The sequence below is a fragment of the Enterococcus sp. NBRC 3427 genome (assembly GCF_007996925.1).
GTDB lineage: Bacteria > Bacillota > Bacilli > Lactobacillales > Enterococcaceae > Enterococcus_B > Enterococcus_B lactis.
The window spans coordinates 51,048-70,075 of sequence record NZ_BJLL01000009.1; the positions used below are offsets into that span (position 1 = coordinate 51,048).

The window sequence follows — 19,028 nt, forward strand, 5'->3', positions numbered from 1 at the left end:
CAGTCAACAATATAGAGTATACTATAAGAAGAGAATTTAGGAGGGAAAGAATGATTTTTTTCAGTATTGGTATCTTATTCTTAATAATTGGCAGTCTTTTTCGGATTCTGCCCTCAAAAGGAAACCTGCCTTTTTATGGGTACCATTCGCCTCTTGCCGCAAAAACAGACGCTCATTGGCGACTAGCACAAAAGACAAGCGGGAACTGGTTTTTCCTTATGGGCTTACTGATGACATTGATCGGTTATTATTTAAAGACGTCTGGACATACGAATTATTTTTTGATTGAAATGCTATTATTGGTATTTCCAATTATGCCCATTTTTATTATGACAGAAAAAAAATTACAGAGATATGACCTGGAAACTGGAGGGAACGATAATGAATATTTTAATGATTGAAGATAATCAATCTGTTTCTGAAATGATGCAGATGTTTTTCTTAAATGAAGGTTGGGAAGCAACCTTCAAGTATGATGGAAAAGAAGGGCTCGACGCCTTTTTAGAAAACCCCCAACATTGGGACATGATTACATTGGACTTGAATTTGCCTACAATGGACGGCATGCTAGTAGGAAGAGAGATCCGCAAAGTTTCAAGCACAGTGCCGATTATCATGCTGACAGCTAGAGATTCTGAAAGTGATCAGGTGATTGGCTTAGAGATGGGGGCAGATGATTATGTGACGAAACCTTTCAGTCCTCTGACGCTTATTGCTCGAATGAAAGCTTTACATCGCCGTAGCGAGCTGGCAGAAGCAAGAGAAGAAGCAGCGGTTTCAGATGACCATTTTGATATTGAGACCAGTCATTTCAAGATGAATACGAAAACACGAGAAGCATATCTGGACAATCGGCCCATTGAAGGCTTGACGCCTAAAGAATTCGATCTATTGTTTACTTTAGCAAAAAAACCACGACAAGTATTTTCTCGGGAACAGTTGCTTGAACTAGTCTGGGATTACCAGTATTTTGGTGATGAACGGACAGTAGATGCCCATATCAAGAAATTGCGTCAAAAAATTGAAAAAGTCGGACCACAAGTTATCCAAACTGTTTGGGGAGTCGGCTACAAATTTGATGATTCTGGTGTTGCCTAATGCGTTATTTGTATCAGCAACTCTTAGCTTTTTGTGGAATGGTCGCGTTGATCTTATTGATCGTCGGAGTTTCTTTTACGCAACTGACAAAACAGACGATTGAAGAAAACAATTATCAGCAACTGTTTGGATACGCTGAATCAGTTGAAAAGACAACGCAAACCTATGCCGATACACTTCCGCAGTTCAGTCAAGATCAGGCATTTCAAAATGCATTGCTGTTGACGGAGCAAGTACTGACAGAACAAAATGTGAATTTTATATTCATCGACAAAAATGAACGTGTCATTTATCCGACCAATACAGCACTGCTGAACTTTACCTTAACAACGGATCAATGGAAAAATCTGAGGAGTGGGCGTCAAGAAAAATTCACATCGAATAAAAACATTTTAGGACAAGCACAGGCGACCTCTTACGCACTTGTACCATTCAATTTGAATCATGAATTCTATGGAGCACTTGTAGTCAGTCAACCTGCGCGGAATATCGATAACAGTGTTCGTCCAATTACACTGAACCTGTTCAAAGGTTTCATTTTTTCCAGTATTGTGGCGGTCATTGCCAGTTATGCTTTTGCAGCATTCCAAGTCAAGCGGATCAATCGTTTAAGGAATGCGACGAAAGAAGTGACGAATGGCAATTTTGATGTACAGCTTCCCGTACATGATAAAGATGAATTTGATGAGTTAGCAGATGATTTCAATAAAATGACGAATTCACTGAAAGAATCTCAAGCAGAAATCGAAGAACAAGAAAATCGTCGAAGACAATTCATGGCAGATGCTTCCCATGAGATGAGAACACCTCTTACGACAATCAACGGTCTTCTGGAAGGGTTGGAATACAATGCAATCCCTGAGAATCAGCGAGAAAACGCGATTAAATTGATGAAGAATGAAACAGAGCGTCTGATCCGTTTAGTGAATGAAAATTTGGATTATGAAAAAATCCGTACGAATCAAATCAGTATGGTCATCAAAAAATTCAATGGTACAGAAACATTGAGGAATATTGTTGCCCAGTTAGAAGCTAAAGCAGAGGCAGCAGGGGATACGTTGACACTGAAAGCCGATGATGATATCGATATTTACGCTGATTATGACCGTTTTGTCCAAATCATGGTCAATATTATTCAAAACGCGATACAATTTACCGAAAACGGCCAAATCATGGTTACCCTGGAAAAAGGTTATCTTGAAACGATCATCACAATCGAAGATACGGGAATTGGAATGTCTGAACAACAAATGAAAAGTATCTGGGATCGCTATTATAAAGTGGATCCTTCAAGAAAAAATACAAAATATGGTGAATCAGGATTAGGTTTACCAATCGTGCAGCAGCTTGTTCGCCTGCATAAAGGAAAATTAGAAGTAGAAAGCGAACTAGGAAAAGGAACGAAATTCACTGTTCGTTTGCCTGACGTAGAAATCAAAGAAGAGTAAAAAAACAAGTGATATAAAAGATCATGAATCGATCTTCTATATCGCTTGTTTTCTTATAATAAAATGACTGATTTAACCCGCAGGCTCTAAACGATCAATGTAAGGACTTTGGGCAATAGTAGCGTCATGCGTAAAGAGTAAAATACCTTGATTTTCTTCATGAGCTAAATAAGAAAGCAAGTGGAGCAGTTCTTGGATCTCCAATATACTAAGTTCATCAAATGTATCTTCAATAACAATATTGTTTCGTTTGGAAAGCAACGCATGAAGCAATTGAAGCTTTACTTTCTCAAAAGGCGTAAGATCAGTCGCCGCACAATTAAGTAATGAAGAAGAGATATCAAGTTTTTCTTGATAGGCTAAACGATCTTGTTTGATTCCCTTTTCTGGTAAATCTAACAGCACATGGTCTTTGAGCTTTAGGTAAGGAAACATTGGCCAATCTTTTTGAACGATGGCGAAATTTTCCAGATTAGCAACTAGAACTTCTTTTTTTAAGTGCTCCAATATCTTATCCTGTTTTTCGAGGGGACACAAGATAACGGTCAAATGGTCAGCGTTAATCAAATATTCAGGTTTCATTACGTTTAGGCCTCCTGCTTTGCAAGTGATGGATAAAAAAAGTGAATGGGAATAGGCTGAGAATCAGACAGCACCCGCTAAGTCCAACAAGTGTTTGGGCAAAGCCTCTAAGAATATCTGTGAAAAACAGATCATTTTGAAAATCGATAGTAAAGAAAGTCTGCTGATCCATCGGAATCGTAAGTCCGCTTACTGAAGTCAAGATATCACGGATATCTGGCAGCTCAGCAGTCTTTAAGACAAGAAAATTGATCCTTTGAAGCAGTGTTTCATAAATCGACTGGAAGCTGACGATCCACAATAAAACCAAGATACAACAAAGAAAGAGAGGAAAGAACAGCTGCCAAAAAATAAAAAGGAACAGTTTGGCTTTAGAAAGACCAGTCAGGCGCCAATTCATCAATTCTTGCTGGTTTTGCCTGAGTGAATAGTAAAAGAAAAAGATAAAAAAGAAGGCAAACAGAAAAAATAAACTGAATATGCCTTTTAGATAAAATCGGCTAGCTAATTCTAAAGCCGGAAGAAGCTCCGTAGATGCAGAAGCACCGATAAATGAAAGCCGATCTTGGACTTGATTCGCTAAAGCCGATTGCAAATGGTAAAGAGTCAGGCATGCTATCAATAAAAAAGCAGAAAAGCTTGAAAATAAACAATAGAGTATTGTCTGCTTTTTGTAATAAATTAATCGAGCAGTAGCATAGCGGATCATTTTCATACTTTTCACCTCTATAAAAAGTATAAAAAATGAATATGAATAAAGTATGAAATTCCTTTAGTAAAATCACGAATTAAAACCAAAACCAGAAAACCTCTTGCAAAAAGCAAGAGGTTGTGAAAAAAGAGCTGCGACAAGATGTTTGTCACAGCTCCTTTCAGATTTGATTTGTCATTCGGAAGAACTTGTGGTCGTTCCGTGAAGTTCTTGATACGTTTGTGTTTTATAAAGATCAACAGTTGATTGTCCGTTGTGTTGACTAAAGACACTAGTTGATTTGTCACCTAGAGATTTTTCAGCTTCTTTTAATTTCTCTAAGCCATTCTTGTAGTCATAATCACTGGTATCAATTGGATCTAATCCACTATTCGTATAGAACCGAAGAAGATCACCGTTATTGATTTGATCAGAAACAGCTAACTGTTTATCAACTTTTTCTTTGAGTGAATCAATTTCATTTTGTACTTCCTCAGTAGGTTCAGTAATGGCTTCACCAGTTTCGTTACTGTAGATGGTACCACCGTAGTAAGTATATTTTGGAGTAACAAAATCGCCATCACGGAAAGAAACAAGCTGTTCATGATCTTTCGAGAATAGATCTTGTCCTAACTGAATATAATTTTTTGTATCTACACCTAGTAAATGGAGCAGTGTAGGCAAAGCATCAACTTGGCCGCCATAAGTGTGATTGATCCCGCCTTGTGTTTGTCCAGGAATATGGATCATATAAGGGACACGCTGCATTTGTGCATTGTCATAATTTGTCCAAGTAGAACTTGTTTTTCCAACTAGTTCAGCTAGATTTTTATTTCTAGAATTCGAGACACCATAATGGTCACCGTAAAGAACGATAACTGAATTATCATACAAGCCGCTTTCTTTCAAATAGTTGAAGAATTCTTGTACGGCAGTGTCTAAATAATTGGCTGTCGCGAAGTAACCGTTAATCGTTTCATCGTTTGTATTGGCTAACGGGAATCCAGCTTCGTCATTGGTGAATTTCGAATAAGGATAATGGTTAGATACAGCAATGAATTTTGAATAAAATGGTTGTTGCAGACGTTCCAAGTATTGTACAGATTGTTGGAAAAATGGTTTATCATGCAAACCATATTGGAACGAATTGTCATCATTAACGTCATAATAAGAAGAATCGAAGAAATAATCATATCCTAAATTCTTATAGGTCTCGTTTCGATTCCAGAATGTGCCGGCGTTCCCATGGAACACTGCACTTGTGTAACCTTCTGTTTGACTTAAAATATCAGGTGCAGCTTGGAAAGTATTTTTTCCGCCTAATTGTGTGAACAAGGAGCCTTGATTCAAGCCAAACAATGAATTTTCCATCAGCGTTTCCGCATCACTTGTTTTTCCTGCTTTTACTTGATGGAAAAAGTTGTCAAAACTGAACGTGCTATTGCTGTGGTAAAGACTATTGATGAAAGGTGTAACTTCATGCTGGACACCATTCTCATCTGTCAATTTATAATCGATCAAGAATTGTTGGAAGCTTTCTAAATGGATATAAATCACATTTTTTCCTTTAGCAAGTCCAAACAAATCATCATTTGGTGCTGCGTAATGTTCTTTTACATAATTTTCTACTTCTTTCATATCATTGGGGCTTGCTTCTGCCCGCACTTGGTTTGTCTGGTAAGTTTGAACGCCGTCGTAAACCATGAACGCATTCAAGCCAAGATATTTGACCAAATAATCCCGAGAGAATGTACGAGTCAATAATTCTGGACGATCAGCTTCCGCCATAAAAAGATTTCCTGAGAAAATCATAACGGCTAATGTAGAGATCGCAAAAGCCATTCTTGCTCGAATCGGACGAGGGTCCAACTTGATTTTTTTGGCGATCAGTAGAACAGTCAAGAGAATGAAATCAATCCAATAGATCACGTCATATGGGCGAAACAGTCGAATGGCACTTTCGCCCAGACCACTTGCTACTTTCCCAGCACCTAAAATCGTGTTGATCGTAATGAAGTCCGTGAATTCTCGATAATAAGTGACATTCGAAAAAACAAGCAATGTCAAAAGAAAATAAATGACCATCATTGTGATATAAGCAACTCTAGGGCGTCTGATATAAAGAGCAATTCCAAGTAATAACAGTGTAGTTGCAATAGGATTGATAAACAAGATAAAGTATTGAATGCCACTTTCAATTCCGAGATGGAAATCGACCAAATAGGCAAAAATCGTTTTCAACCAAAGTAAAACGACTAGTAAAGAAAAAAATCCGAGCCTCTTATTCAAAAAGGCAGGTGTTTTTATATATTTCAAGATAATCTTCCTTTCTGCACTTCTTAATCACAGAAGTGTCATGAAACCATGTTACACAGCTCACTTATTCTCATTTATTTTACTAGTATGACAATATAGTGTCAATTGAAACCAGAACTTTGTGCTGTTTCATTAAGGTTTTCTTTAAGCTTGATGAAAAAGGAGCAGTAAGACAAGACCTATGTTTTTTGTTATACTTGAGAAGAGAAAGCTAAAGCAGGTGAAGGAATGAAAGTACAAGTAAAAAAAAGAGCAAGCAGTCGATTGAAAAAAGGATATCCACTGATCCAAAAAGAAGACCTTGCACATCCCCAAAAAGAAACCACGCAATGGGTGGAATTAGTTGATCCGCAAAACCAATTTATCGCAAAAGGATATCTAGGAAAGCAGAATAAAGGGATCGGTTGGGTATTGAGCCAGCAGGATATCCCATTTGATCAATCATTTTTTGAAGAACTTTTTGTGAAGTCAAAAGAAAAAAGAACTTTCTTTTTTACAGATGATTCTACTACCGCTTTTCGTGTATTCAATGGAGAAGGAGACGGAATCGGCGGTCTGATTATTGATTATTATGCAGGTTATGCTGTTTTTTCTTGGTATAACGAGACGTTATATACACATCGTGAATTATTGATTCAAGCTTTTCGTGAAATCTATCCGGAAATCATCGGCGGATATGAGAAAATTCGTTTTGAATCAGTGAATCTGCCTGAGAGCCAGTTCATTTACGGAAAAGAGGCACCGGAGCCCTTGGTCGTAAAAGAAAACGGAGTAAAATTTGCCGTTTATTTGAATGAAGGATTAATGACTGGTATCTTTCTAGACCAAAAAGAAGTACGGGGATCATTAGCAGAAGGCTTCGCTTCTGGGAAAACAGTTTTGAATATGTTTAGTTATACCGGCGCCTTTTCTGTTGCTGCCGCAATGGGAGGGGCAATCGAAACGACAAGTGTCGATCTAGCAAAACGCAGTTTGAAAAAAACACAGGAACAGTTTGAAGTGAATGGCCTGGATGTCGATCAGCAAAAAATCATTGTTATGGACGTATTCGAGTATTTCAAATACGCAAAAAGAAAACAATTTTTATATGACATGATTGTATTGGATCCACCAAGTTTTGCCAGAAACAAGAAAAAAGTCTTTCGCGTAGCAAAAGATTATGGGGAACTGGTCAAGGATAGTCTGGATATTTTAGCAGAAAACGGGATACTTATTGCGTCTACAAATGCTGCGAATGTCTCGATCGAACAATTCCAAACAATGATCGAAGAGGAATTCCATGCCAAGAATGTTTCTTTTGAACAACTTGCTTTATATCGTCTGCCAAAAGATTTCCAGACGACGGATACCTTTTTAGAAGGCAATTATCTGAAAGTGTTTGTTTATCAAATTAAAAATAACCATTAGAAGGAGCGATGCAGAGTGGTTCGGATAAAGGGATTGAATATAGGAAGCGGTAGACCAAAGATTTGTGCGCCTCTTATCGGAGCCGTCCGAGAGGAAGTATTACGTGAAGCAGTTCTTGCACGTGAAGCAGGGGCCGACTTAGTAGAATGGCGAGTCGATCATTATCGTGAGGTTTTTTCTTTTGATGAAGTTGCAGAAACATTGGTTCTTATCCATGAGATGCTTGATGGACTGCCGTTATTATTTACGTTCCGTACCTTAGCTGAAGGCGGAGAACAAGACATATCGATTCGTCAGTATCGCGACCTTTATGAATATGTGATACACACTGGATTAGTAGATATGGTCGATATCGAGTTGTTCAAAGTTGAAAGTTTAGGGAAAGGACTGATAGAGGAAATCAAATCTTTAGATATCCCTTTGATCATCAGTAGTCATGATTTTAAAGAAACACCAGCTGACCCTGTCTTGCTTTACCGACTGAATGTCATGGAACATTTTGGCGCTGATATCGGAAAGTTGGCAGTGACTCCCAACAATGAACGAGATGTTTTGCGATTGATGGAGTTGACTAGACGGGCAAATGCTTTTGTCTCCATGCCTATCATTACGATGTCTATGGGCGATCTGGGGAAAATTTCTCGTCTGGCTGGCGGAACGACAGGCTCCGTCATGACGTTTGGTTCCTTAAGCAATGCTTCTGCACCAGGACAATTACCGGTCAAAGCATTGAAGCAAATTATCCAATTATTAAATGAACCGTTGTAGAACAAGTTTGAGGTGATATTTTTTGGCAAAGAAAAAAATAGTAAAAACGAATGCGATCCGTATGGTCGAACAAAAAAAGATTCCCTATACAGAACACGAATATGAATGGGATGAAAACCATCTAAGTGCGTCCTCTGTCGCCGAACAGCTCCCAGAGAGCCAATCTCGTATATTTAAAACACTGGTTGCTGTGGGCAATGTGACGGGGCCTCTTGTTGCTGTGATACCAGGAGAAGCCGAATTGAATCTAAAAAAATTAGCAAAAGTTTCAGGGAATAAAAAAGTAGAAATGCTTCATTTAAAAGATTTGGAAGCAACGACCGGATACATACGTGGTGGCTGCTCGCCTATAGGAATGAAAAAACTATTTCCTACTTATTTAGATCAAATCGCAGAAAACTATGATCAAATCATTGTATCAGCTGGCAGAAGAGGGCTGCAGATGGAATTAGCACCGCAAGATATCTGTGCATTAACGAGCGGACAATTTGCAGATATAAAACAATAAATCATACGTATAAAAGAAAGAAGGAGGCCGGGATGTTGTTTGCCCAGTCTCCTTCTTTCTTTTTTATACATTATGCTCTTTGCCCAGCATTCATTCCTGCTACATGTCCTGTAGCGAAAGCCGCTGTGATATTAAAGCCGCCAGTATAACCATTGACATCCAGTAATTCTCCGGCAAAATACAGACCATCAATGATTTTACTCTCCAACGTTTTAGGATGAATTTCCTTTAGAGAAACCCCTCCGCCAGTTACAAATGATTTCTCAATAGGAAAAGTCTTGTTGATCGATAACTTAAACTCTTTGCATAATTGAACGAAATCTTGAATTTGTTTTTGAGAGGCTTGTTGTCCTGTTAGGCTGTCCATTTCAAGCCGCTCAAGAAAGAAAACCAACAATCGCTCAGGTAATAGACCGTGCCAAGCATTTACCAAGTTCTTTTTGGTGGTTTTACTTTTTTCTGTCAATAAATGAATAAGCTCTTGTTTGGTTTGTGTAGGGAAACAATCCAGAGAAAGTGTCACTGGTTCTCCCGTTTTTTCTAATTCTTTATTGACAAAACTTGAACAACGCAGTGCAGCCGGACCAGAAATACCGAAATGGGTGAAAAGCAAATCCATCGTATGTTCAGTCAATACACGGCCTTTTTTATTTAGAACACGTAAAGTGATGTCCTGTAAAGAAAGCCCTTGAAGTGTTTTCTCCTGAATATACGGTTCATCCGATATCAAGGGGGACTCTGTCGCATAAAGACGCGTCACCGTGTGACCCACTCGCTTCACGATCTTGTACCCATCTCCAGTAGAACCAGTAGAGGGATAAGTCCGACCACCAGTCGTTAAGATAACGGCAGGAGCATGGAACTCTTCGAATTCCGTGCGTATACCGTAAATTTTATGTTCTTTGTGGATCAATTTCTCTACCCGAGTAGCGAATAGGATCGTCACATCTAGTTCTTTCAGACGATTGAGCAATGCTTCAATAATCGTTTTTGATTTATTTGTCACAGGAAACATCCGTCCATGATCCTCTTCTTTTAAATGTACGCCTTGTGATTCAAAGAAGTTCATGATATCGAAATTATTCCATTGCGCAAATGTACTATATAAAAACTTTCCATTTCCAGGAATATGTGCGATTAAATCATCAACAGGACGATTATTCGTGACGTTGCACCGACCACCACCTGTCATCAGTAGTTTTTTTCCTGCTTTTTTGTTTTTTTCGATCAAAAGTACGCGTGCGCCTTGTTCAGCTGCACTGATCGCTGCCATCATCCCGCTTGTTCCAGCGCCGACTACGATCACATCATACAGTTTTTCCATTCCCTCACCTCAAGGAAAGTGTAGCATATTTGAAGAAAGAAAACAGAAAAAAATGTTTTGAGCCAAAAGAGAAAATGAGCTAAAATGAGGGAAGATAAGCAAAGGAGCGTGGAACGATGACAAACGCAACAGAATATGTTCAAGCAATTCAAGAAAAGCTACATCAAAAGGATCAAGGACAAGAAGAATTTTTACAAGCAATCGATGAATTTATGCCCACAGTGATGTCTTTTTTGGACACTCATCCCGAATATATCAAAAAGAATATTTTAGAACTTTTAACAGAACCAGAAAGAATTATTCAATTTCGAGTCCCTTGGCAAGATGATAAAGGAAACTGGCGAGTAAATAGAGGCTACCGTATCCAATACAATTCAGCTATCGGCCCTTATAAAGGTGGATTACGCTTCCATCCCAGTGTCAACCTAAGTATCTTGAAATTTTTGGCTTTTGAACAGATTTTCAAGAATAGTTTAACCGGTCTGCCAATCGGCGGAGGAAAAGGTGGAAGTGACTTCGATCCTAAAGGGAAATCTGATAATGAGGTCATGCGTTTTTGTCAAAGTTTCATGTTGGAATTGTCAAAACATATCGGGCCATCAATTGATGTTCCTGCAGGAGATATCGGTGTAGGAGCTAGAGAGATCGGTTATTTGTTTGGCGAATATAAACGATTGAAAAAATATGATACTGGTGTGTTGACAGGTAAACCTCTGGATTTTTGGGGAAGTAAGATACGTACAGAAGCGACTGGATACGGATTGGTCTATTATGTCAAACATCTATTGAACGAAGAAAAAGATTCATTTGATCAAAAAACAGTTTTTGTTTCCGGAAGCGGGAATGTAGCCATTTATGCAATCGAAAAAGTGCAAGAACTAGGTGGAAAAGTGGTTACATGTTCAGATTCCAACGGGTATATCTATGATCCAGAAGGAATAGACGTGTCACTATTGAAAGAAATCAAAGAAATCAAGCGCCAACGTTTAACAGAATACGCGAACCAACGTCCTTCTGCTGTTTATCATGCTGGAGAATCTGTTTGGACATTGAAAGAAAAAGCGGATATCGCTTTGCCATGTGCTACTCAAAATGAAATAGACGAAAGCTTGGCTGAAATCTTAGTAGAAAATGGGATCAAAATCGTAGCAGAAGGCGCTAATATGCCATGTACAGTAAAAGCTGTTTCTGTTCTTCATGAAGCAGGCGTGTGGTATTGTCCAGGAAAAGCTGCTAATGCTGGAGGAGTGGCAGTATCTGCTTTAGAAATGAGTCAGAACGCCCAGCGATTGACTTGGGAAAGAGAGCAAGTGGATGAGCAGCTGGATCAAATCATGGAAACGATTTACCATACATGTCGCCAAACAGCCGCTGAGTATGGTGACGAAAAGAATCTGCTTCTTGGAGCAAATGTTGCTGGATTTGAAAAAGTTGCCAAAGCAATGGCAGCAGAAGGTTTAGTTTAAAAAATGAAACTTTCTTGGAAATATTGTCAGCATTTTGTTTATTTGCTTGAAAAATAATAAAAAAAAACGTAAAGTATTACCTGTAGAGTAAACCTATAAGGAGGAGAACAAATGGCACACATTCATTTTGACTATTCAAAAGTAGCACCGTTTGTCAATGAACATGAGTTAGGGTACATGCAAAGCCAAGTAACAGCAGCCCACAACGAATTACGGGAAGGAACTGGCGCAGGAAGCGACTTCCGCGGTTGGATAGATTTACCAACGAACTATGATAAAGAAGAATTTGCACGTATCAAAGAAGCAGCTAAAAAAATCCAATCTGATTCTGAAGTATTAGTTGTTATCGGTATCGGTGGTTCTTATTTAGGCGCTCGTGCAGCGATCGACTTCTTGAATCACACATTCTTCAATCTATTAGATAGCGACACACGCAAAGCACCACAAATCTTCTTTGCCGGAAATTCAATCAGTTCAACATATATCGCTGATTTGATCGAAGTAATCGGTGATCGTGACTTTTCAGTAAACGTTATTTCAAAATCTGGAACAACTACTGAACCAGCGATTGCTTTCCGTGTATTCAAAGAGCTTCTTGTTAAGAAATACGGACAAGAAGAAGCAAACAAACGTATCTACGCTACAACAGACAAAGCAAAAGGTGCAGTTAAGGTAGAAGCAGATGCAGAAGGTTGGGAAACTTTCGTGATTCCTGATGACATCGGCGGACGTTTCTCTGTATTGACGGCTGTTGGTTTGTTACCAATCGCTGTTAGTGGAGCAGATATCGACGCATTGATGCAAGGAGCTGCTGATGCAAGCAAAGCTTATTCAAGCGACAAACTAGAAGAAAACGAAGCTTACCAATACGCAGCAATGCGCAACATTCTTTACCGTAAAGGCAAAGTAACTGAGTTGTTGATCAACTATGAACCAGGAATGCAATACTTCTCAGAATGGTGGAAACAATTGTATGGCGAATCTGAAGGGAAAGACCAAAAAGGCATCTATCCTTCAAGCGCAAACTTCTCAACTGATTTGCACTCTTTAGGACAATTCATCCAAGAAGGACGCCGCAATATTTTTGAAACAGTTGTGAAAGTTGAAAAACCTCGTAAATCAATCACGATTCCTGAACAAGCAGAAGACTTAGACGGTCTAGGCTACTTGCAAGGAAAAGAAGTGGACTTCGTAAATACAAAAGCATTTGAAGGAACATTGCTTGCTCATACAGACGGTGACGTACCTAACTTGCTAGTCAAAATTCCAGAAATGGATGCTTACACATTGGGTTACACAATGTACTTCTTTGAAATTGCTGTAGGTATTTCAGGTTACTTGAATGGAATCAACCCATTCGACCAACCAGGTGTAGAAGCTTACAAGAAAAACATGTTCGCGCTTCTAGGCAAACCAGGCTTTGAAGATCTTGCCAAAGAATTGAACGAACGCCTTTAAAATAAGGGCTTTTCGCTAGATTTAAAAAATCAGTGATAGAAACATGTTCGCTTCTAAATAAAATTAGTGATAGTTTTAGTGATAGTGAACTTAAAAAAGCACTCAATTTGAGTGCTTTTTTATTTGCTCTTCTATATAGTTTTCTAGTTGATTCATTGATCTTTTTTTCACTTCGGGAGAAATATGGGCATAGACTTGTGTAGTAGAAACATCTTTATGACCTAAAAAATCTTTGATATCTTCTAAAGGTATTCCTGCTTGTCTCGTTCTAGCTGCAAAAGTATGTCTACCATCATGCACAGTTATGTGGGGGAGATTGGCACGTTTTTCAATTCTATGAGAAGCACCGTTAACGGTTCGATCTCTTATTGGAATACCTTTATTTTTACCGTAAGTATTTATAAAAATAAATGCTTCGTAGTCATCTGTTTCAGGTAAAAAACCAAATTCTTTTATTACTTGATTTCTTAAAGTCAATAAGGCTTTCTTTACTCGTTTTGTCATAGGTAATGATCGTGTACCAGATGGGGTTTTTGTGTCATCTGTAATAATCAAACCTTTGTTAGGTCCTTTTTCAGCAGCCCCAAGACGTTCACGATTAATATTAAGTGTATTCTGAGAAAAATCAATATCAGCCCATTGAAGCCCTAAAGCTTCTGATTTTCGCAATCCTTGATCAAATATAATAAGAAAAAAGGGATACCATATAAATGATTTTTCTTTTTTGGCAAATTCGAGAAATAGTTCAGATTGATCAAAAGTATAATATTTAACTTTCTTTTTATCAGATGGATTTCTTGGAAACTCAACAAAACTAGTAGGGTTATTCTTTATATATCCTAACTGAATAGCTTTTTTGAAAGCATTGCTAAGAGTGGCGTTAATACTTTTGGCTGTTGTTACTGAGAGACCTTCCTTAGTTCTCCCCAAACCCTTTTTAGTAAGTAACTGATTGATGAATCTTTGATGATCAGCTCTAGTATATTTATCTAGTTTATATTTTCCAATATATGGATTGATGTACATTTTAATATTTGCTCTGTGAACAATTCTTGTACCTTCTTTAACATTCATTTTATAGTTATTAATCCAATCGTCCATAAACTTTTCTATAGTCAAATTTTTAGGGTTTTTTTGTGTATATTCTTCCGAAGCTATTTCGCCTTCGACAATTTTTGCGAATCTTTCTGCTTCTTCATGGCTTTTAAACCCTTTTTTATGAATCTTTTTCTGTAGCTTAGTACCAGGATCAATTCCATTTGATATATAGACTTCATAACGATATTCTTTTGATTTTTTTAAATAGTACTTTTTAATGGAAGCCATTAAAATCAATCCTTTCGTATTTCATTCCTAATAATAAGAATATTTTAGGGGAGGTATGTTATTTGAACGAATATTTAGAAAAGCGTCGTATTAACAGAGTTTTTGTACGAACTTATGTTCTTTTTGTTTTAAAAAGAAAAGCCCGAAGGCTGATCTTAAACTATTACAATGCAACTAATTAGGGCCGAGCGTATTGATTCCCTCGTGGGGCACGACTATACCCAGCATTATCAGCATCTATTTGAGTCATATATTGATAATTATTTGGATTTGTAACACGAGAATAGTATTTTCCACTATCTGAACGAGCGAAAACCATACCATTTGCAGCGATAGACCACTGGCCATCAACAGTGTATGAATTATTTTGTTGTTCAGCTTGACGTTGAGCTTCAGCAGCTTGCTGTTCTTGAGCTTGACGCTGAGCTTCAGCAGCTTGTTGCTTTTGTCGTTCTGCTTCAGCTGCCTCATTAGATTTTATAGTTGAATCAACATTGACTAAGCGATTTAATAATTCTTGGTTTCCACCAGGTATAGATTGGATAGCTGATAATGCTGCATTGTAGTTATCTCTAGTTGGATTAGCTTCTGCTTGTTCTAGAATGGTTTTAGCTGTTGAAGTTTTTTGATTAATTTCTTCTTGGCGTTTTTTCTCAGCTTCTTTAGCTTTTTGTTCTTCTTGGCGTTTTTTCTCAGCCTCTTTAGCTTTCTGTTCTTCTTGGCGCTTTTTCTCAGCTTCTTTAGCTTTTTGTTCTTCGGCCTTTTTCTTTTTAGCTAATTCTTTAGCCTTTTTTTCATCTTTTTCTCGGCTTTCAGAAGAGACAGATACACTAGAAGATGAAGATTTAGCGTCTTTGTGTACATCTGCTTGTCCAGTTGTTGGTGGAGCAAGAGCCCCTCCGATTACCATAACTATAAAAGCTACTAGAATTCCAATACTAATCTTTTTCTTTGAACGTTTCTTCTTGGAGAAAAAAGAATATACTAAAAAACATACTCCAAATAGAAAACCAAAGAACCCAACTAAAATTAAAAACGTACTCATTTATTCCTCCTTGTTGAATATATCACTGGGTAAATCAAGTATTTACTCCCACTTGAAGGCAGGTAGTGATAGTCGCCCTTAATAAAGCCTTAACAAAAAGAAAGCCCGAAGGCCAACCTTTTTAATTAGTAGGGATAGTTTTTTCAAAACTTCCATTATCCATAAAATCTTTCATGATAATAGGAGAACCTGGATAAATAATTTCTACACCAACAACCGCATCAACAGTAGCATCAGGCTTAACATCTGTATCGCCCATCTTTACAAGATCTGGTTTGTAGTCTTGAGGGAACAAGCCATTTGCTCCATTCAATAGTTCTTCGGTTTTATCTGTTTCCTGTATAGGTTTGATTGATGTAGCGAATGCCATCCAAGGACTTTGAGCTTTGTCAGATTTATTAGTATATTGAATTTCAATAGCTAATATTTTTTTATTTGGATCATATTGGCTAGATAATTCTTCAGTGTTTTTTATTACAATCTTTGATGAATCGTCTTCAAAAGTTGTATCACTTGTAGATTTTTCTTCAGTACTTGAATCCATAGAGTTGCTGCTCTCTAAAGTAACCATTGTAGAAGTATTAGTAGTCGTTTTTTTAGGCACATCAGAGTTTGAATCGTTGTTACCACAAGCACCTAATGTGATGCTCAAAAACAAAATCAATCCTATCCCAACTATTTTTTTCATATTTTCCTCCAAAAAAATAAAATAATTTACTCCCACTTTGAGGCAGGAAGTAGTAGCCGCCAATTAGATTAAAAATCTATACGCGCTTTCAGGAAGTCCGTATAAATTTGTTAATTTCTCAATTTAGAGATGATTTCTATAAATCCAATAATTCCTTTTTCTTTATATTAAATTCTTCTTGGTTAATTATTCCGTCGTCTAAAAGTTCTTTATATTTTCTTAACTCATCAGCAGGAGAAAATACTTGATTTTCTGCTATAATATTTATTTGTATTTTTAGAGGTTTCTTTTAACAATATGTCTAAAGTTGATAATATTTTATCAGCTTGTACAATAGCATTTTTATATAACATTGAGCTACGTTTTGTTTTCTTACTGATCAGTGGCAAATATATAACTGGTTTATCCAGATCATTCATATTAATTTTTATATTAAGATGCTCTATAATAGTATTATCTTTCTTTTTACCAGTAACTGCTCCAACGATGGCTCCTACACCACCAAAAGCTAGGGCACCTATAGCAGCTCTTTCTAATCCTCCTGAAGAAATAGAAGTTCCATTTTCGACTAATTCGTAACTGTTTATTTTATCTAAATCATAAATAGAACTAGAATTAAAGAGCCCCTTGATTTTAAATTGTCGTTTTTCTGTATCTATAAAAATACTTTTCTCAATTGTTCTATTAGGAGTAAAATCTTTTAATTTTCTTAAGTTTTCTTCTTGTTGTCTTTTTTTTAGTAATTTCTTTTCTTCATTTTCTTCTTGAATTAATAATTTTTTTTTTATTTTTTCTTCTTTCTTTTGGCTATTGCCAAACAAGCCCATGCTTCTCACTCCATTATTTATATTTATAATATTTAGAAATTCATAATACTTTACAGCAATCAATCAAACCACTCGAAAACGCCTACAGTTCCATTAGCCTTGAATAAGATTTTATAGTTCTTATAAGCTAGACCGTCTGGATAAATCTTAGAATATGTTCTAACTGCATTTTTTAACGCCTCTGTTGTTATGCCTAGAAATTCTGCTGATTCCCACATAAATGTGAATCTTTCATTATAACAATCTATAAAATCTTGTGGAGTAACCAGCAGTGTAAAGCCAATATCTCTAGCTTTTTGTTCTTGTTTTCTTTTTTCATTAGTGTCCTGATCGACAATATCCCCAACGCTAGATAAGTGGTGACCGATTTCTTCAGTTATAGTGCTTGCCATTTCTTGAATTGATTGTTCTGGATTTAAATAAATGACATTATCGATATACAATCCTTTTTGTTTCTCTGGCATATACTTTTCAAATTTATATTCTAAATTGGGAAACTTAGACATGAATTTTTCGACCTTATCCACTCAACAACACCTACTTACTGTGATCTCTATTTTTAATGTAATCAATGAAATTTAATATTTCCTTCATTTCATCATCTGAAACATCGTCATCAATGTGAGCAGCAACAGTTTGTTGTTTTTTAGTATAAGTCGAATCATTCTTTTGGTTTCTTCCATGAAGATAATCTAAAGTTACTCCAAAATAGTCTGCAATTTTGTTTTGGATTTCTACATCAGGAGTTCTTCTGCCTTGTTCGTAAGATGAGTACGTAGTTCTAGCAACACCTAATAATTTTGCCATATCATTTTGGGTTAAATTTCTTTGTTTTCTTAATTCTGTTAAACGATTACCAAACATTTTTTACACCTCCTAATGATTCGTTTCGTATTAATCATACTATGCATATTGCGTATAATAAATATAAACAAAAAAATGTGTCAAAAAGAGTATTTTATCGTTGACACGTGTCAAAATGCGTAGTACTATAAAAGTACGCAATTCGACACGTTGAAAGGAGGGTGGTTTTTAATGAATAACTGGCTAGTTAAAATGCGGACATCAAAAAAAATGACGCAAGATGAAGTAGCTCGATTAGCTGATATACCAAGAACAACGTATTCATCTATAGAGCAAGGAAGACGTAGACCATCTGTCGAGAATGCTATGCGTATAGCATCCGCATTAGAATTCGACTGGACTATTTTTTTTGAGAAAGAAAGACGCGAATTGACACGTAAGGGGGTTACCAAATGACACGACAAGAAAAAATAAACATTGTACTTGATGCTAGACCACGATTGATTCACATCATCAAATGCGCTAACGATGATCAACTTGATCGCTTAGTTGCAGAAGTTCAAAAAGAACTTCAACGAGAATTAGATGAAGCGGCTTTTGTTTGATTTATAAATCAATAATATAGGGAATTTGTTCATATTACTATGTGGGTAAATAAGAAAAAGGAGTGGGGAAAATGCTAAAACAATCAGTGGTGATTAGAGAGCCGTTAGTTGAAGCGATTAATAAGAGTGGTGAAACCAAGAAGGAAATAGCAAGGCAAATCAATGTATCACAACAATCACTAAGCGATTGGTCAACGCCACATAATACAAAGCCAGTCACACTTGAAAATGCCCAAGCTTTAACTGATCACTTTCGAGATTCTGATTTTACTCTTCAAGTGATTCATGAGTTTTTCGGTCTATTCAAATCAATTGATGGTGATGTTTATAGAAGAGATCCATCTTCATTAGATAAGTTGCAAATGATTGAATCTGACGAACGTAAGCAGAAGAAACAAGAAGTTGAGAAAATTCTTCTTAAACAAGTCAATTATTTAACCGCTGACGATCGTCAACAAATAATCTCATACGCCTATGAGTTTTTAGACGAGATTATGGTTGAAGTAACTCTTATCAGTGCATTATGCGAAATGCTTGGTATCGACATCCGTAAGCTCAGTGAGCAGCGATTATCGTACTGGGTAAATCAAGGATATATGAAAGGAGAGTTAAAATGAAAGTTTCACAAATGGAAAAAGTGGTTCCTTTAGCTCCAAAAAAGAAGCCA

General features: G+C 37.0%; 21 protein-coding genes and 1 pseudogene. 11 read left to right on the forward strand and 11 right to left on the reverse strand.

What is annotated here, in order from left to right; translation table 11 throughout:
- The first annotated feature begins 50 nt into the window (after positions 1-50).
- From ESP02_RS03570 to ESP02_RS03580, 3 genes are read left to right on the forward strand one after another with little or no spacing between them, the layout of a single operon-like run.
- Positions 51-401: an SdpI family protein gene (locus ESP02_RS03570; RefSeq protein WP_002290403.1), complete on the forward strand. Its 351-nt coding sequence runs from the start codon at positions 51-53 to the stop codon at positions 399-401.
- On the forward strand, positions 382-1,098 hold the full coding sequence (locus tag ESP02_RS03575) for a response regulator transcription factor (protein ID WP_002290404.1): 717 nt from the start codon (positions 382-384) through the stop codon (positions 1,096-1,098). The genes ESP02_RS03570 and ESP02_RS03575 overlap by 20 nt, the downstream gene beginning before the upstream one ends.
- The gene (locus ESP02_RS03580) at positions 1,098-2,546 is read left to right on the forward strand and encodes a HAMP domain-containing sensor histidine kinase (RefSeq protein WP_038398675.1); all 1,449 of its coding nucleotides are present in this window, start codon (positions 1,098-1,100) and stop codon (positions 2,544-2,546) included. Before ESP02_RS03575 ends, ESP02_RS03580 begins: the two co-directional genes overlap by 1 nt.
- Positions 2,547-2,618: 72 nt before the next feature.
- Here ESP02_RS03580 and ESP02_RS03585 read toward each other — a convergent pair whose 3' ends face one another.
- From ESP02_RS03585 to ESP02_RS03595, 3 genes are all read right to left on the reverse strand, one after another.
- Positions 2,619-3,128: a hypothetical protein gene (locus ESP02_RS03585; RefSeq protein WP_038398676.1), complete on the reverse strand. Its 510-nt coding sequence runs from the start codon at positions 3,126-3,128 to the stop codon at positions 2,619-2,621.
- Positions 3,118-3,843, reverse strand: coding sequence for an FtsX-like permease family protein (locus ESP02_RS03590; protein WP_038398678.1), 726 nt, complete (start codon positions 3,841-3,843; stop codon positions 3,118-3,120). The genes ESP02_RS03585 and ESP02_RS03590 overlap by 11 nt, the downstream gene beginning before the upstream one ends.
- A gap of 171 nt (positions 3,844-4,014) precedes the next feature.
- Positions 4,015-6,135, reverse strand: coding sequence for an LTA synthase family protein (locus ESP02_RS03595; protein ID WP_010732280.1), 2,121 nt, complete (start codon positions 6,133-6,135; stop codon positions 4,015-4,017).
- Positions 6,136-6,363: 228 nt separating this feature from the next.
- On the opposite strand from ESP02_RS03595, the gene ESP02_RS03600 reads away from it, so the two are divergent.
- From ESP02_RS03600 to ybaK, 3 genes are read left to right on the forward strand one after another with little or no spacing between them, the layout of a single operon-like run.
- Complete coding sequence (locus ESP02_RS03600) at positions 6,364-7,542, forward strand: class I SAM-dependent rRNA methyltransferase (RefSeq protein WP_038398680.1); 1,179 nt, start codon at positions 6,364-6,366, stop codon at positions 7,540-7,542.
- Positions 7,543-7,557: 15 nt separating this feature from the next.
- Positions 7,558-8,310, forward strand: a complete 753-nt coding sequence (gene aroD / locus ESP02_RS03605; protein WP_038398682.1) for a type I 3-dehydroquinate dehydratase — start codon at positions 7,558-7,560, stop codon at positions 8,308-8,310.
- 22 nt (positions 8,311-8,332) lie between these two features.
- Positions 8,333-8,818, forward strand: coding sequence for a Cys-tRNA(Pro) deacylase (gene ybaK / locus ESP02_RS03610; protein WP_002290411.1), 486 nt, complete (start codon positions 8,333-8,335; stop codon positions 8,816-8,818).
- A gap of 70 nt (positions 8,819-8,888) precedes the next feature.
- On the opposite strand, the gene ESP02_RS03615 is transcribed toward ybaK, so the two are convergent.
- A complete protein-coding gene (locus ESP02_RS03615; RefSeq protein ID WP_038398684.1) occupies positions 8,889-10,142 on the reverse strand; it encodes an NAD(P)/FAD-dependent oxidoreductase in 1,254 nt (417 codons plus the stop codon).
- Between the two features lie 116 nt (positions 10,143-10,258).
- On the opposite strand from ESP02_RS03615, the gene gdhA reads away from it, so the two are divergent.
- Together gdhA and ESP02_RS03625 are read left to right on the forward strand one after the other, a co-directional pair.
- Positions 10,259-11,608: an NADP-specific glutamate dehydrogenase gene (gdhA, locus tag ESP02_RS03620; RefSeq protein WP_038398686.1), complete on the forward strand. Its 1,350-nt coding sequence runs from the start codon at positions 10,259-10,261 to the stop codon at positions 11,606-11,608.
- Between the two features lie 111 nt (positions 11,609-11,719).
- Entirely contained in the window at positions 11,720-13,066 is a 1,347-nt protein-coding gene (locus ESP02_RS03625; RefSeq protein WP_002290415.1) for a glucose-6-phosphate isomerase, read from the forward strand.
- 102 nt (positions 13,067-13,168) lie between these two features.
- Here ESP02_RS03625 and ESP02_RS03635 read toward each other — a convergent pair whose 3' ends face one another.
- The 7 genes and pseudogenes from ESP02_RS03635 to ESP02_RS03665 form a co-directional block, all read right to left on the reverse strand.
- A complete protein-coding gene (locus ESP02_RS03635) occupies positions 13,169-14,392 on the reverse strand; it encodes a site-specific integrase (protein WP_038398688.1) in 1,224 nt (407 codons plus the stop codon).
- 178 nt (positions 14,393-14,570) lie between these two features.
- Positions 14,571-15,437, reverse strand: coding sequence for a hypothetical protein (locus tag ESP02_RS03640; protein WP_010728284.1), 867 nt, complete (start codon positions 15,435-15,437; stop codon positions 14,571-14,573).
- A 121-nt stretch (positions 15,438-15,558) separates the two neighbouring features.
- On the reverse strand, positions 15,559-16,125 hold the full coding sequence (locus tag ESP02_RS03645) for a DUF5067 domain-containing protein (RefSeq protein ID WP_010728285.1): 567 nt from the start codon (positions 16,123-16,125) through the stop codon (positions 15,559-15,561).
- 136 nt (positions 16,126-16,261) lie between these two features.
- Positions 16,262-16,363 (reverse strand): annotated as a pseudogene (locus tag ESP02_RS03650) (SHOCT domain-containing protein); the annotation flags it as partial.
- Entirely contained in the window at positions 16,353-16,952 is a 600-nt protein-coding gene (locus ESP02_RS03655) for a glycine zipper family protein (protein WP_146925987.1), read from the reverse strand. The pseudogene ESP02_RS03650 and the gene ESP02_RS03655, both read right to left, overlap by 11 nt.
- A 59-nt stretch (positions 16,953-17,011) precedes the next feature.
- On the reverse strand, positions 17,012-17,458 hold the full coding sequence (locus ESP02_RS03660) for an ImmA/IrrE family metallo-endopeptidase (protein ID WP_080114445.1): 447 nt from the start codon (positions 17,456-17,458) through the stop codon (positions 17,012-17,014).
- Positions 17,459-17,489: 31 nt separating this feature from the next.
- Positions 17,490-17,816 carry a helix-turn-helix transcriptional regulator gene (locus tag ESP02_RS03665; RefSeq protein WP_010732290.1) on the reverse strand — a complete coding sequence of 109 codons (327 nt, stop codon included), beginning with the start codon at positions 17,814-17,816 and terminating at the stop codon, positions 17,490-17,492.
- Positions 17,817-17,987: 171 nt separating this feature from the next.
- On the opposite strand from ESP02_RS03665, the gene ESP02_RS03670 reads away from it, so the two are divergent.
- The 3 genes from ESP02_RS03670 (at position 17,988) to ESP02_RS03675 (ending at position 18,978) form a co-directional block, all read left to right on the forward strand.
- Positions 17,988-18,212: a helix-turn-helix transcriptional regulator gene (locus ESP02_RS03670; protein ID WP_038398690.1), complete on the forward strand. Its 225-nt coding sequence runs from the start codon at positions 17,988-17,990 to the stop codon at positions 18,210-18,212.
- Positions 18,209-18,361, forward strand: a complete 153-nt coding sequence (locus ESP02_RS13260; RefSeq protein WP_162846314.1) for a hypothetical protein — start codon at positions 18,209-18,211, stop codon at positions 18,359-18,361. Before ESP02_RS03670 ends, ESP02_RS13260 begins: the two co-directional genes overlap by 4 nt.
- Positions 18,362-18,423: 62 nt before the next feature.
- Positions 18,424-18,978, forward strand: coding sequence for a hypothetical protein (locus ESP02_RS03675; RefSeq protein ID WP_038398692.1), 555 nt, complete (start codon positions 18,424-18,426; stop codon positions 18,976-18,978).
- Positions 18,979-19,028 lie beyond the last annotated feature (50 nt).